The following is a 14,797-nucleotide window of genomic DNA, read 5'->3' on the forward strand; positions in this document are numbered from 1 at the left end:
CTATTTACTCAATACTAATAGCAAATGAAAACAGCATATATAGTTAAAGGATATCGCACAGCGGTTGGCAAAGCTCCTAAAGGTGTATTCCGTTTTAAAAGAACAGACGAATTGGCCGCGGAGACTATTGAACACATGATGAAAGAGCTACCCCAATTGGATAAAAAAAGGATAGACGATGTTATTGTTGGCAACGCTATGCCTGAAGGGTCGCAGGGCTTGAATATGGCACGTTTGATTTCTTTAATGGGATTAGACATTGTTGATGTTCCGGGTGTAACGGTAAACAGATTCTGCTCCTCAGGAATTGAGACTATTGGTATTGCAACAGCAAAAATTCAGGCAGGGATGGCAGATTGCATCATCGCTGGAGGCGCTGAAAGCATGAGTTCAGTACCTATGACGGGGTATAAAACGGAATTAAATTATGACATTGTTAAAGCAGGTCATGAGGATTACTACTGGGGAATGGGAAATACTGCAGAAGCAGTAGCTCAAGAATACAAAGTGACTCGTGAAGACCAAGATGAGTTTGCCTACAACTCGCACATGAAAGCTTTAAAGGCACAAGCCGAAGACCGTTTTCAACAGCAAATTGTGCCTATTGAAGTAGAACAAACCTTTATAGGGCCTGATGGCAAGAAAACATCCAAGAAGTATACAGTGACTAAAGACGAAGGTCCCAGAAAAGGAACTTCAACAACGGTATTGAACAAATTACGTCCTGTTTTTGCCGCCAATGGTAGTGTTACTGCTGGTAATTCATCTCAAATGAGTGATGGCGCAGCCTTTGTAATGGTCATGAGTGAAGAAATGGTGAAAGAGCTAAACCTAGAACCGATTGCAAGACTGGTGAATTATGCCGCAGCGGGTGTTCCGCCAAGAATTATGGGCATAGGTCCGGTCGCCGCAGTTCCCAAAGCGCTGAAGCAAGCCGGCTTAAAGCAAGATGACATTGAACTTATTGAGCTTAATGAAGCTTTTGCTTCGCAGTCTTTAGCAGTTATACGTGAATTAGGTCTAAACCAAGACATCGTTAATGTAAATGGTGGTGCCATTGCGCTGGGGCATCCTTTAGGTTGCACTGGAGCCAAACTGTCTGTTCAGTTGTTTGACGAAATGCGTAAACGTAATATGCAAGGAAAATACGGTATGGTTACGATGTGCGTTGGAACTGGTCAAGGAGCTGCTGGAATTTTTGAATTTTTGAATTAGATAAAAAAATAGTTATGAGTACGGATACAATGCAAAAAGAAATTCTTCGTGGAGGACAATTTCTTGTAAAAGAAACAAACTGTGAAGATGTTTTTACGTTAGAAGATTTAAATGAAGAGCAGCGCATGATGCGCGAAAGCACCAAGGAGTTTGTAGATAGGGAGCTTTGGGCGCATTGGGAACGATTTGAAAATAAGGATTATGGTTTCACTGAAGAAACCATGCGCAAAGCTGGCGAGCTTGGTTTACTAAGCGTGGCTGTTCCAGAATCATACGGTGGCATGGGAATGGGATTTGTTTCTACCATGTTAGTTTGTGATTATATCTCTGGCGCAACTGGTTCTTTTAGCACAGCCTTTGGTGCACATACCGGTATTGGCACAATGCCCATTACCTTGTACGGCACAGAAGAACAAAAACAAAAATATGTTCCAAAATTAGCCTCTGGCGAATGGTTCGGTGCTTACTGTTTGACCGAACCTGGTGCAGGTTCAGATGCAAATTCTGGTAAAACAAAAGCAGTTCTTTCTGAAGATGGTAAACATTATCTGATATCAGGTCAAAAAATGTGGATATCCAATGCTGGTTTTTGCAGCTTATTTATTGTTTTTGCACGTATCGGTGATGATAAAAATATTACAGGCTTTATTGTTGAGAATGACCCATCAAATGGAATTTCTCTTGGCGATGAAGAAAAAAAGTTAGGTATACATGCCTCTTCTACACGTCAAGTTTTCTTCAACGAAACTAAAGTACCTGTTGAGAACATGCTATCTGAGCGTGGCAATGGCTTTAAAATAGCTATGAATGCTTTAAACGTTGGGCGAATAAAGCTAGCTGCCGCTTGTTTAGATGCGCAACGAAGGGTGATTAATGAAGCGACCAAATATGCAAACGAACGTATTCAGTTCAAAACGCCTATTATGAATTTTGGTGCTATAAAAGCGAAAATCGCTGATATGGCCACCAACGTTTATGTAGATGAATCAGCGTCATATAGAGCTGCCAAAAATATTGAGGATAGAATCGCGATAAGAGAAGCTGAAGGAAATACACATCAAGAGGCCGAATTAAAAGGCGTAGAGGAGTATGCCATTGAATGTTCTATTCTTAAAGTAGCAGTTTCAGAACACGTGCAACAAACCACTGATGAAGGGATCCAAATTTTTGGGGGAATGGGCTTCAGCGCAGATACCCCGATGGAATCTGCATGGAGAGATGCCCGGATTTCTAGAATTTACGAGGGTACCAATGAAATCAATAGAATGTTAGCTGTTGGAATGCTGGTTAAAAAAGCTATGAAAGGCCATGTTGATTTATTGGGTCCGGCCACAGCAGTTGGTGAAGAACTAATGGGAATACCTTCTTTTGATAGCCCGGACTTTTCGGAACTTTTCGCCGAAGAAAAAGACCTAATCAAAAGGCTTAAAAAAGTATTTTTGATGGTGGCTGGTAGTGCAGTACAGAAGTTTGGGCCTAAATTAGAAGAGCATCAGCAATTGTTGATGTCAGCTTCAGATATTTTAATTCAGGTTTATTTAGCGGAATCCGCTATACTGAGAACCGAAAAGAATGCCAAACGCTTTGGTGAAGAAGCTCAGGCTACCCAAATTGCAATGTCTAAACTTTATCTGTATAGAGCTACGGACACAGTTGTTCAAAAAGGAAAAGAAGCTATTGTATCATTCGTCGAAGGTGACGAGCAAAAAATGATGCTAATGGGCCTTAAACGTTTTACGAAATATACAAATCAACCCAACGTAGTAGCATTGCGCACTCAAATTGCGGATAAAGTCGCTGCCGATAATGGGTATACCTTTGACTAATTCAAATAGCTTGAGACAGAAGCTGAAGAGACCGCCTCCATTGAGGCGGTTTTTTTGTTTATTGGTTTGTCTAAATAGAACACTAGGGTTAACCCTAATTTTATTTTTAGCATTTCACCCGTAAAAACGTATCTTTTAAGTGTTCTACTTTTGATAAACAACTTAATACTCAAAACGTGCGTTTTAAAATTAAAATATTTTTGTTATTAACATTATCTATATTCAGTCAGCTTTTTTCTCAAGAGCGTAAGACAGATAGTCTCATACAAGCCCTAAAAAATGTCAAATCAATTGGCGAAAAACTTTCCTTATTTGATGCAATAACAAAAGAGTACATTAATATTGATATTGAACTTTCAACCACTTACAATGATTCTTTGTTTTTTTTAAGTAACCAGTTAAACAATAAAGAAATGGAAATGTCTTCCATTTTGAACAAAGCTGTTATAGCAAGAATGAATGGTAATTATGCAGATGGAATTGCCCCTATAAAAACGTATATTAACTATAAAGAAAGTAAGAACGATAGTAGTGGCTTATGCACTGGATACTATCAACTTGCTTCTTTGAACGTATACTTAAGTCAATATGAAAGTGCTATTTCAAACTATGTAAAATCCCTGTCATACTTGGATAAAACAGATATTAAGCAACAGGGTAAAATATTGAATGGGATGGGTATTGTATTCCGTCAAACTAGCCAATATGAAAAAGCAAAGGAAACCTATAAAAAGTCAATAAAGCTTTCTATAAAAGCAAAAGATTCCAACAATCTGGGAATAGCATATAATAGCTTGGGTATTGCTTTAAAAGAGCAAGATAGCATAGATAAAGCAATGTATTATTTTAAAAAATCTTTAAACATTGCAGAACTGACTGGAAACATGAGATTAATGGGCTACCAATATAGAAATATTGGAATTGTGCATGTTCTTAATGAAAATTATGAAAGTGCCGTTCCTTATTTAGAAAAGGGATTGAGTATCAGAAAGAAAATGGGTAACGAACAAACGATAGCAGGGTCTCTTTCTGATTTAGCAAATGTTTATATAGAAACGGGGAAACTAAACCAAGCTGAAAAACTGTTGGATGATGCTACAAACATTTTCAAAAAGTCAGGAAATCTCTCAGGAGAAAATACTATGTACTACTACTATGGCGCTCTTGAAGCGAAACGTGGTAATGCAAAAAAAGCTTTTGATTATATAGATCGTCACCATCTCACCAGAGATAGCCTTGAAAATATTGAGCTTCAGGAAAGAATTAATGATATTTCAATTAAATATGATTCGGAAAAAAAAGAACGTGAAATTGCCGAACAACAAATGACCATTGCAAAACAGGAACTTTCTCTGGCAGAAAAACAGCGGCAATTGGCCCTTTGGGGTGGTTTGGGAGGTGTTTTGGCAATAATTTTAGCTGTTAGCTTTTGGTTGAACAAAGAGGGCCAAAAAAGAAAGGAACAAGAAATTACGAACCTCAAAAACCAACATGAAATCATTCGATTGGAGTCACTGGTTTCCGGTGAAGAGAAAGAACGAATCCGGTTGGCACAAGACCTGCATGATGGTATCAATGGCGATTTATCTGTAATCAAGTTCAAGGTTGACTCCTTAGGTCGCAAAAAACTAAATAAAGGCGAACTGGAGACTGTTGAAAATACATTGGGCATGCTTGATAATGCCATTGATCAGGTACGTCGCATTTCGCACAATTTAGCGCCACCATCCCTACAGAACTTTAACCTCAACGAGGCCATACAGCAGCATTTGAGAAAAATTCAACTGGCCCACCAAATGGACATTGATTTTCAAACCTTTGGCCAGGTCCCCAACTTTTCAACGGAACAGGAAACCGCCCTGTACCGTATTGTTCAGGAATTGTTGAACAATATCGTAAAACACGCCGAAGCTACGGAAACTTTAGTTCAACTCAATCATACCGAAGAATTCACTCAATTGGTCATTGAGGACAATGGAAAGGGGTTTGACACTAAAATCTCCCAAAACGGAATCGGTCTCCAAAACATCGCTTCTCGGGTTGCATTTTTAAAAGGGGATCTCAACATAGAATCCTCGGGTGAAGGAAGTACCTTCACCATCACCCTCTCCAAAGCTAATATCACATGATTCAAGTAGGTATTTTAGATGACCATGAAATGATTTTAGAAGGTTTAGCGACCATGCTTTCCGAGTTTGATGACATTCGGGTAACTGGTAGCTGGACCAATCCTGTTTTATGTCAAGAAGCTTTACGAAAAATGAGGCCAAATGTGCTTCTTTTAGATATAAACTTAAAAACGGCCAATGGTATTGAACTCTGTGCGATTCTAACGGAGCAGTATCCACAAATGTATGTCATAGCGGTTTCTAATTACAACGAGTCCGGATTTATAAAGAACATGCTCCGTAACGGGGCAAAAAGCTACTTATTAAAGAACACCAATAAAAACGAACTGACCCAGGCTATAAGAAGTGTCAGTAAGGGCAATCAGTTTTTACCAAGGTCAATTGAAAATATCTTATTGCAAGAATCTTTAGGAGTTGCAAAACCTAAAACTTCCATCCCTAAACTGACCCGTCGAGAAAAGGAAATTCTACAACATATCTCTGAAGAATTCACCAATGCCGAGATTGCGGAAAAACTGTTCGTAAGTATAAAAACTATAGAAAGTCACCGAACAAACCTATTATCCAAATTTGGTGCAAAAAATACTGCAGGCCTCATAAAGGCGGCTATGAATGCAGGACTTATCTCTTAACTATCACAAACCTAGGGTAAACCCTATATATCTTTTTCCGTCTTTTTACTGATATGCCGCTTGCCTTCATTTTAGACCTTGGCTTCATAATTAGAAACCATAACAAAAATGAAAAAGATTCTATCAATTTTTACACTAATAGTCGTTTTAGGCTGTAGTAAAGAAGATTCCTCTTCAGAACCAGAAAACAGACCACCAGGAGATTTTACCATAACTACGTCTGTTAATTTAGATACGGTAACTATAAACTGGACGACAGCTACAGATCCAGATGGCGATACTGTAAGTTACTCGGTTGAATTAGATGGAAACAACATTCTTGCCAATAGTTCGGAAAGAACAATAAGTCAAGATGGATTAGATTATAGCACCTCATATTCTGGTAAAGTAATAGCAAAAGATTCAGAGGGGTTAAGTACTGAGAAAACATTTTCATTTACTACAAGTGAAGAACCAAACAGCTCACCACTATCCGCTGTATTAAAAACGCCAGAAAATCAATTAAAAAGTGTCGTCTTACTACCGGAACTTACATGGGAGCAAGCCACAGACCCTGACGGAGATACTGTTGTCTATGATGTTTATTTAGATACCACTACCGACCCTACCACACTTATTAGCTCGGAGCAAACTCCAATAACGCATACACTTACGACTAGTTTAGAATTGGATACTACCTATTACTGGAAAGTAGTTGCAAAAGACGGTCGTGGTGGTGAATCTACTAGTGAAATTTTTGTATTTTCAACCAATGTTGCACCAACAGTTCCTGTACTGGTTACCCCTGAAGACAATACTCAAAATCTTCCTCTTAAACCAAATCTGTCTTGGAACACTGTTTCAGATCCAGATAATGATGCGGTTACGTATGATGTTATTTTAGATACCGATGCAAACCCATCAACCAAAATAGCAGAGGGCATATCTAGTACGAATTATACCATAGCTCAAGATCTTGAAAATGAAACCCGATACTATTGGAAAATCATTGCTTCGGACGGTAAAGAAGGAGAAACGGAAAGCGAAGTACGTTCTTTTGTAACACGCGGTATGGCTAGTGCTACACAAGTTGTTGAATCTGCTGATTTTAATATTAGGTACGGGCATACCTCAGTGGTGTTTAATAATAAAATGTGGGTAATTGCTGGTGTTGGCTGTTGTGGAAACTCCTATAGCGATGTCTGGTCTAGTGATGATGGAGAGAATTGGACCTTGGTAACTGAAACTGCACCTTTTGGAAAACGGTGGGAACACGCCTCTGTGATTTTTGATAACAAAATGTGGGTAATAGGTGGGCGATCTGCTTTTAACGATGCAGGTCTTAAAAATGACGTATGGTATACCGAAGATGGGGAAAACTGGGTGGAAGCTACAGCCTCTGCGCAATTTACACCACGGTACATTCCCCAAATTCTTAGTTATGATAATAAGTTGTTTTTAATTGGCGGGCGAGATGCGTCATCTACTGCTGACAATGAAGTTTGGAGTAGTGAAGATGGTGTCACATGGACATTACTTCAAGACAATGCCAATTTTTGTTGTAGAGGCTTCAAGGCATCGGTATTTCAAAACAAAATGTGGTATATAGCAGGCTTTAGCAAGAATATTTATAGTTCTACCAATGGTATTACGTGGAGTTTAGTTACATCTGAGGCAGAATTTGATGTGCGTGTTTTGCACTCTACTGTGGTATTTAATAATAGGCTATGGCTAATAGCAGGACGTAGAGAAAATAGTAGTAGAACAAATGATGCATGGTATAGTGATGACGGTGTTAATTGGATCCAAGCGAATTCCAATCTAGGGTTTGGTGCTCGCTCTTCCCATACATCTGTAGTGTTCGATAATAAAATCTGGGTTATTGCCGGTGATAATAATGGTACAGCAGCTTACAATGACGTGTGGACAATAGAACAAAACTAATAAGGCAATGAAAAAAAGTAATATAGCAATCATGATAGGCATCTTTGCATGCCTATCATGCTCAAAAGAAGAAACAATTACAATAGCTCCAGAACCAGAAATAATTGTTGAAGAAAACGATGAAAGAGCAAATAATGCGGCACCCTTAAAAGTCGAAATTGTTAGCCCTATAAATGATGAAGTCGTGCAGCAATTTTTGGAGGTCATGCTTAGCTGGGAAGGTAAGGATCCCGACGAGAACGATACTTTAAAATATACCTTGTTGTTTGGTCAAGACCCTACTGCTTTAGAGGTTTTAGCCACAGAAATTGAAGTGGAAAATTTCATTTTAGAACGCCTAATAACAGGAGAAACTTACTACTGGCAAATACAATCCACCGATTCAAAAGGCGCAACGAGCCTATCGGATTTAAGTGGTTTTAAAGTGTATGAAAAAGTATTTGAGGGAGATTATGTCATAAGCGATCAAGCAACCGCAGCTATATTTTCCACAGAAGGGTATACCCGTGTAACCGGGTCATTACAATTAAATGGTGAAAACATTGATATTACCGGACTGGCAAACCTTAATCATATCGAAAAAGGGCTATTAATAGTCAATACAAATCTTTTTGATTTAACTGGTTTACATCATCTGATAAACGCAAGTAGTTTAACCATAATCAACAATCCTGTTTTAAAACAAGTTGAAGCACTCCAAGGTGTCCGTGATTTCAATATCGGTATATCTATAGCAAACAATACCGTTTTAAGTAGTCTAGAGGGCATTAAAGCGAGTAATTCTCTTGAAAGGAATTTAGAAATTATAAACAATCCTGCAATTTCCGATCTATCGGTGTTTGCTAATGTAGCAGCAGTAGGAGGACAACTGTTTATAGCAGAAAACAACAGCTTAACTAACCTTGCTGGTTTAGAAAATGTTCGAGAGGTTGGTGATTTCGTAACGATTGATCAAAACGAAAATTTATCAAGTTTAAATGGTCTAAATAATCTTGAGACCATACTAGGAGACCTTAGCATATTGGAGAACAAAAATCTAAAAGACCTAAGCGCATTGAGCCAATTAAAGCGTACCAGAAACCTTATCATATTTAATAATGATAGCTTAGATGAACTTTCCGATTTTTCCCTTCTAGAAAGTGTGGAAATTGAACTTATCATAGAAGGCAATAAAGATCTTGAAACTATAAAAGGGTTTGACAATCTCAAAAATGTACAATTCGTTCAGATTGCAACAAATCCAAATCTTCTTGAAATAACTGGGTTTAATGAAATTAACATTCTAAAGAATGGCCTTAGAATCTATCAAAATCCGGCGTTAACGATCTTTAATGCTTTCGATACGCTTGAGGAAGGCTCTATTGGAGTAACTAACTTAGATAAACTTAGAACAATCAGTTTCCCTAAACTTAGAACAAGTGACGGCATATTGCTACAAAACAATAATAGTTTAGAAAACTTTGAAGCAAACAACTTAACTTATGCTAATCAAATAGTTATAACGGTTCAACCCAGCTTAACGAGTTTTGGACTAGCCGTTCTTGAAAACGTTGGAAACGGATCTATAAACATATCTGAAAACGAGAAGCTCTCCAATTTTTGTAGCCTTATTGGCTATGCAAAAATAGCTCTCGAAGAAGGTGAAGAAGGTCAGGATATCCTTATTAGGGATAACGCCTATAACCCCACCATTAGAATGATTGCAGCAGGGGATTGCAAACGTTAATACAATTCAAAGAAAACTTCATAAATCTATAATCAGCAGTTATAAAACGCCGCTTCATTTTCAACATTTAAAAAACTTAAAAAATGACAAAGAATTTAATTTTAATAGGTCTATTTCTAATTTTTGGTTTAGGGCTACAAACTACAAGCGCCCAACAAAATAAGATTAACAAAATACGTAGTGCACCATTACATTCCGGGGAATCTAGAACCTACGAAGCCCCTTATAAAAACATGGTAAAATACGCACGAGAAGCTACAACAGAGGCGGGTCTTAGTATTGAATCTTCAGAAAAGATTGATGATGCCACCTATATGATTATTGGCAAAGCAAAAGCTTCAGCTTGGAGTTGGGGAGAATTGGTTCGGGTAGTGCTTATTGATAATGCAGACAAAGTAACTGTGCGTGTTTACTCAAAACGCGCCATTAAAATTAATGTTACAGCCAAAGGTAACTATACCAATACCATCCTTTCTAATATTGAGGCTAAGATTGATTTTGAAACAGAATAATAAGCACTTAGATATACAGTAATTCATAGAATAAATATTACTGATTAATAGAATTATCATATTTGACCATTTCAAGTAGCACGAGACAATGACTGTAAAAACCGCTTTAATTAAGGCGGTTTTTTTGTATATATACGTTACTTTCCGCGACTAAGACTTTAATTTTGTGATATGGGCAATTCTTTATTAAAAAAACTATATTCTCCCGAAGAATTTAAAAAGCAGGGAGAAAAATTACTTACAGAAATTACTACTCATATTTCCAAAACTACGACCGGTAAAAGCTCAAAAACTTTAACCTGGAATACACCTGACAAAGAGTTACTATTTTGGAAAACCTTTTTAAAAGAAGGAAAAGAAGACGATTTCTTTCCTGAAATACTGAACCGTACAACACATACACATCACCCTAAGTATGTTGGGCATCAAGTATCCGCACCGGCCCCAATAACCTTGCTTACGGCAATGACAAGTGCCCTTTTGAATAATGGTATGGCGGTTTATGAAATGGGTATGGCACCTTCTGCTATAGAGAAAGTGGTCACGGGTATTATTTGTGATAAAATAGGTTATGATGACCAATCAAGTGGTTTATTGACCTCCGGAGGAACTTTGGCCAACTTAACTGCATTGTTATCTGCTAGAAAAGCAAAAATTCCTCATGATATTTGGAATGAAGGTTATAATAAGCCTTTAGGTATTATGGTTTGTGAACAGGCGCATTACTGCATAGACAGAGCAGCAAAAATTATGGGCTTGGGTGAAAAAGGTATTGTAAAAATACCATCTAAAACCAATTTTTCGATGGATATTTCACAATTAGAAGTATCATACCAAGCGGCAACGGAAAAAGGAATTAAGGTTTTTGCTATTGTAGGTAGCGCACCTTCTACGGCAACAGGAGCTTATGATGATTTAAACGCAATAGCCAATTTTGCCAGTGAAAAAGATATATGGTTTCATGTAGACGGCGCACATGGAGGTGCAGCTATTTTTTCAGATAAATATAAACACTTGCTAAGTGGCATAGAAAAATCTGATTCCGTGGTCATCGATGGGCATAAAATGATGTTAATGCCTACTATTACCACAGCCCTGCTTTTTAAGAATAAATTACATGCACAGCATACCTTTAGCCAAAAAGCTGACTATTTGTTAAATGATGAAGTTGAAGAAGATTGGATAAATAGTGGTAAAAAGACTTTTGAGTGTACCAAAACCATGATGTGTATGCACTGGTACATTCTTTTTAAATTTTATGGCGAAAAAGTATTCAATGAGTATGTGACACGACAATATGATTTGGCCAAAGACTTTGAGGAAATTCTTGTTGCCGACCCAAATTTTGAACTAGCCGCTTCTCCCATGTCCAATATTCTTTGTTTTAGATATCTAGACTCCTCAAAAAATGATAAAGATTTAAACGATTTGAATGCAAGAATACGCCAAAATCTATTAGAAGATGGAGAGTTCTACTTAGTGCAAACTAGACTTTCGGGAGTTCATTATCTCAGGACTTCTTTAATGAATCCATTTACGACCATTCATCATCTAACAGCGCTTTTAAGTAAAATAAAAGAAGTTGCGCTCACAATAAAGTAATCTGTGGTTAGCGTAAAAAATGATATCTTCATATGGTAACTAGAGGTTTCATCGCAATTAATTATGTCTTAAAATGATTTTAAAAGAAATAGGGTTGTGCCTTGTTTTAGGTTTTTCGTTTTTATTGAATGCCCAACCTAGCACTGAGGTATATGTTTTTGACTTAAGCATTGAAGGCAACAATGTACTTCTGTCTAATCCAAAAAATATATCCAACAACGATGGTTATGATAATCAGCCATCTTTTCTTAATGATACAGCTATTCTGTTTGCCTCTACAAGGTCAGATCAAACGGATATTAGATTATTCGATATTGAAGCAGGTAGCATTAGTTCTTGGATTACGGATACCCCTACGGGAAGCGAGTATTCTCCATTAAAAATTCCGAATAAAAATGCCGTATCTGCCATTCGTTTAGATTTAGATGGCTTGCAACGACTTTATGAATACGATATCCGAAACGGAAATTCAAAACCAATTTTAAAAGATCTGAAAGTTGGGTATCACGTTTGGTATACTGATCATATTTTAGTTTCAACCGTTTTGATTGAAAACAGAATGGATTTGGTTGTTAGTAACCTAAAGGATAAAACCAATTACACTATTCAGAAAAATGTAGGTCGAAGTCTTTCAAAAATTCCCAATTCTGATTTAATAAGTTTTGTGAGTAAAACGGGTAAGGCTTGGCAAATAAAATCGTTGAACCCTATTACCGGGGCGACACAAAACATAGCAAATACATTTCAAAAATCTGAGGACATTTGTTGGTTGAACGATGGTAGTATCCTAACCGGCTATGATAAATCCATTCTAAGAATTCATCCAAAATCAGATGCACAATGGGAGCCTATACAAGTTTTTAAAGAACAAGAGATTAATAACATAAGCCGAATTGCTGTCAGTGAAAATTCTAAAAGACTAGCGTTTGTAGCTGAGGAATCGCCGGCTAAAATTGTCCAAAAACAGTTAGACGCCTATAATGCCCGAGATATTGATGCCTTTATGGCTACCTATACAAACTCCGTAATAGTTGTAAATTTTCCTGATAAGGAATTGTTTAAAGGGCAAGAGAAAATGCGCGAAAGTTACGCAGCTTATTTTGAATCGACTCCAGACCTGAACTGTAAAATTATAAATCGAATAGTCATCGGAAACAAGGTTATCGATGAAGAATACATAACCGCAAATGGTAGAAATTTTAGCGCCGTCGCTATTTATGAAGTAGAAAACGGTAAAATTTCCAAAGTCACATTTATTCAGTAATTTTCCTAGGTGAAATTTGCACACAATATTTCTCGAATTGAAGCTTTCAGTGATGCGGTTTTTGCTTTTGCTGCAACGCTGCTGGTAGTTTCGCTCGGCGTAGAGAATTCTGATTCTATCATCGAAGTAGATTTTAAGTCCTTTATAAGTTTTGCAGTAAGTTTTTTTGTACTTGTAATGCTCTGGTATCTCCATTATAACTTTTTTAGAAGAACGGATTATATGGACAATACCATTATTGCGATTAACGCTGTTTTGCTCTTTGTTGTATTATATTACGTATTTCCATTAAAATCATTAATCAATTCTTGGTTTATGACCAAGGGGATGACTCCAGATAAACTTGCCAGCCTCTTTGAGCTCTACGGAATAGGCTTTGCGCTTATTTTTATTTGTTTGTCCCTAATGTATTTTAGAGCATTTAAAAAGACCAGACATTTAGAGCAGGCCATGACATTGCTTTTTTATACGCGCCATTTCGCCATATTTGTCGCAGTGGCACTGCTTTCAATAGGCGTCGCTTACGTACAAATTGGATTAAATTTTGGCTTACCAGGTATCATCTATAGCCTACTAGGCCCTTTTTGCGCACTACACAGCTATCTATTTTTCAAAAAATTTAAAATCAGTTAGAATGAAGAAACTACTTTTTATCGGGCTATTGTTTATCGGCCTAAATTTAACGGCCCAAACAGATTCTCGAATCTATGATATCATTAATGCCGTATCAGCTGAACGAATAGAAAGCGATGTTACTACCTTGGCAAATTTTGGTACCAGACATACCTTAAGTGATACCATATCAGAAACAAGAGGTATTGGTGCAGCGAGAAGGTGGATAAAAAGTGAGTTCGATAAAATTTCTGCTGATTGCTCAAACTGCCTTACTGTTTTTTATCAAAAAGACCTCGTTAAAAAAGGAGAGAACCAACGCATTATTAAAGATGTCTGGGTCGTAAATGTAGTAGCAATACAAAAGGGGACCAAATATCCGAATAGATATATCATTATGAGTGGCGACATCGATTCAAGGGTTAGCGACCCTACTGACTTCGAGTCAGACTCACCAGGGGCAAATGATAATGCAAGTGGCATGGCCGGCACGATTGAGGCTGCACGGGTACTTTCAAAATATAAATTTGAAAGCAGCGTCATTTATCTAGGTCTATCAGGGGAAGAACAGGGTCTTTTTGGAGGCAAAGGGCTGGCTGCCTTCGCTAAGGAAAAAGGTTGGGACATTATTGGTATTATCAACAACGATATGATCGGTAACATAAAAGGAGTAGATGGTGTGGTAAGTAATCGTGACTTTCGTATTTTCTCCGAGCCTGTACCCCCAACCGAAACCGAAAGACAGCGCCGAGCTAGACGTTTTTATGGAGGTGAGGTAGATGGCATTTCACGTCAACTTGCTCGTTATGTTCATAAAACTACAAAAACGTATATGCCCGAAATGAACCCGACCATGATTTACAGATTAGACAGGTTTGGTCGCGGTGGACATCATCGCCCTTTTAACGATGCTGGGTATGCAGGAATCAGAATCATGGAATCACATGAAAACTATACACAGCAGCACCAAGATATTCGGGTAGAAAACGGTATTGCCTACGGAGATGTGTTGGAACATGTGAATTTTGAATACGCAAAAAAACTCACAGCGGTAAATGCCATTAATCTGGCTTCTATTGCATGGGCGCCACCTGCACCGGAAACCGTTGAAATAGGAGGTATTGTAGAACCTTCTGCCAAACTAAAATGGAATAAGGTTGATGGTGCCAAGGGATATAAAATTTACTGGCGAGAGACTACTTCCCCTACCTGGGATAATTCAAGATATGTAGGCAACCTTATAGAAGCCGCACTTGATGGAATAGTTATCGATAATTACTTCTTTGGCGTGGCCTCGGTGGGAGCAGACGGCCATGAAAGCATGGTGGTTTTTCCTAATAAAATTTTTAGATAAAA

General features: G+C 37.8%; 11 protein-coding genes. All 11 read left to right on the forward strand.

Annotation, left to right across the window (positions count from 1 at the left end; genetic code table 11):
* Positions 1-24: 24 nt before the first annotated feature.
* The 11 genes from ACZ1GR_RS03135 to ACZ1GR_RS03185 all read left to right on the forward strand — a co-directional run bounded on the left by ACZ1GR_RS03135 (position 25) and on the right by ACZ1GR_RS03185 (position 14,795).
* A complete protein-coding gene (locus ACZ1GR_RS03135) occupies positions 25-1,215 on the forward strand; it encodes an acetyl-CoA C-acyltransferase (protein WP_472610789.1) in 1,191 nt (396 codons plus the stop codon).
* Positions 1,216-1,229: 14 nt separating this feature from the next.
* Positions 1,230-3,041: an acyl-CoA dehydrogenase family protein gene (locus tag ACZ1GR_RS03140; RefSeq protein ID WP_472610790.1), complete on the forward strand. Its 1,812-nt coding sequence runs from the start codon at positions 1,230-1,232 to the stop codon at positions 3,039-3,041.
* A 200-nt stretch (positions 3,042-3,241) separates the two neighbouring features.
* A complete protein-coding gene (locus ACZ1GR_RS03145; RefSeq protein WP_472610791.1) occupies positions 3,242-5,170 on the forward strand; it encodes a tetratricopeptide repeat-containing sensor histidine kinase in 1,929 nt (642 codons plus the stop codon).
* On the forward strand, positions 5,167-5,802 hold the full coding sequence (locus ACZ1GR_RS03150) for a response regulator (RefSeq protein WP_472610792.1): 636 nt from the start codon (positions 5,167-5,169) through the stop codon (positions 5,800-5,802). Before ACZ1GR_RS03145 ends, ACZ1GR_RS03150 begins: the two co-directional genes overlap by 4 nt.
* Positions 5,803-5,910: 108 nt before the next feature.
* Positions 5,911-7,725 (forward strand): Kelch repeat-containing protein, encoded by a 1,815-nt coding sequence (locus ACZ1GR_RS03155; RefSeq protein ID WP_472610793.1) that lies wholly within the window; start codon positions 5,911-5,913, stop codon positions 7,723-7,725.
* Between the two features lie 7 nt (positions 7,726-7,732).
* Entirely contained in the window at positions 7,733-9,451 is a 1,719-nt protein-coding gene (locus tag ACZ1GR_RS03160) for a receptor L domain-containing protein (RefSeq protein WP_472610794.1), read from the forward strand.
* A gap of 83 nt (positions 9,452-9,534) precedes the next feature.
* A complete protein-coding gene (locus ACZ1GR_RS03165) occupies positions 9,535-9,963 on the forward strand; it encodes a hypothetical protein (RefSeq protein WP_377766509.1) in 429 nt (142 codons plus the stop codon).
* Between the two features lie 171 nt (positions 9,964-10,134).
* Positions 10,135-11,565, forward strand: coding sequence for a pyridoxal phosphate-dependent decarboxylase family protein (locus ACZ1GR_RS03170; RefSeq protein ID WP_472610795.1), 1,431 nt, complete (start codon positions 10,135-10,137; stop codon positions 11,563-11,565).
* A 73-nt stretch (positions 11,566-11,638) separates the two neighbouring features.
* Positions 11,639-12,829, forward strand: a complete 1,191-nt coding sequence (locus ACZ1GR_RS03175; protein WP_472610796.1) for a nuclear transport factor 2 family protein — start codon at positions 11,639-11,641, stop codon at positions 12,827-12,829.
* Between the two features lie 9 nt (positions 12,830-12,838).
* Positions 12,839-13,462: a TMEM175 family protein gene (locus ACZ1GR_RS03180; RefSeq protein WP_472610797.1), complete on the forward strand. Its 624-nt coding sequence runs from the start codon at positions 12,839-12,841 to the stop codon at positions 13,460-13,462.
* Position 13,463: 1 nt separating this feature from the next.
* Positions 13,464-14,795 (forward strand): M28 family peptidase, encoded by a 1,332-nt coding sequence (locus ACZ1GR_RS03185; RefSeq protein ID WP_472610798.1) that lies wholly within the window; start codon positions 13,464-13,466, stop codon positions 14,793-14,795.
* Positions 14,796-14,797 lie beyond the last annotated feature (2 nt).

The organism is Croceitalea sp. W27 (assembly GCF_055693185.1).

Excerpts from the sequence above, each read along its gene's own strand:
- ACZ1GR_RS03185 (WP_472610798.1), top strand. The coding sequence starts at position 13,464 with ATGAAGAAACTACTTTTTATCGGGCTATTGTTTATCGGCCTAAATTTA.
- ACZ1GR_RS03155 (WP_472610793.1), top strand. The coding sequence starts at position 5,911 with ATGAAAAAGATTCTATCAATTTTTACACTAATAGTCGTTTTAGGCTGT.
- ACZ1GR_RS03140 (WP_472610790.1), top strand. The coding sequence starts at position 1,230 with ATGAGTACGGATACAATGCAAAAAGAAATTCTTCGTGGAGGACAATTT.
- ACZ1GR_RS03150 (WP_472610792.1), top strand. The coding sequence starts at position 5,167 with ATGATTCAAGTAGGTATTTTAGATGACCATGAAATGATTTTAGAAGGT.
- ACZ1GR_RS03165 (WP_377766509.1), top strand. The coding sequence starts at position 9,535 with ATGACAAAGAATTTAATTTTAATAGGTCTATTTCTAATTTTTGGTTTA.
- ACZ1GR_RS03170 (WP_472610795.1), top strand. The coding sequence starts at position 10,135 with ATGGGCAATTCTTTATTAAAAAAACTATATTCTCCCGAAGAATTTAAA.
- ACZ1GR_RS03160 (WP_472610794.1), top strand. The coding sequence starts at position 7,733 with ATGAAAAAAAGTAATATAGCAATCATGATAGGCATCTTTGCATGCCTA.
- ACZ1GR_RS03175 (WP_472610796.1), top strand. The coding sequence starts at position 11,639 with ATGATTTTAAAAGAAATAGGGTTGTGCCTTGTTTTAGGTTTTTCGTTT.
- ACZ1GR_RS03135 (WP_472610789.1), top strand. The coding sequence starts at position 25 with ATGAAAACAGCATATATAGTTAAAGGATATCGCACAGCGGTTGGCAAA.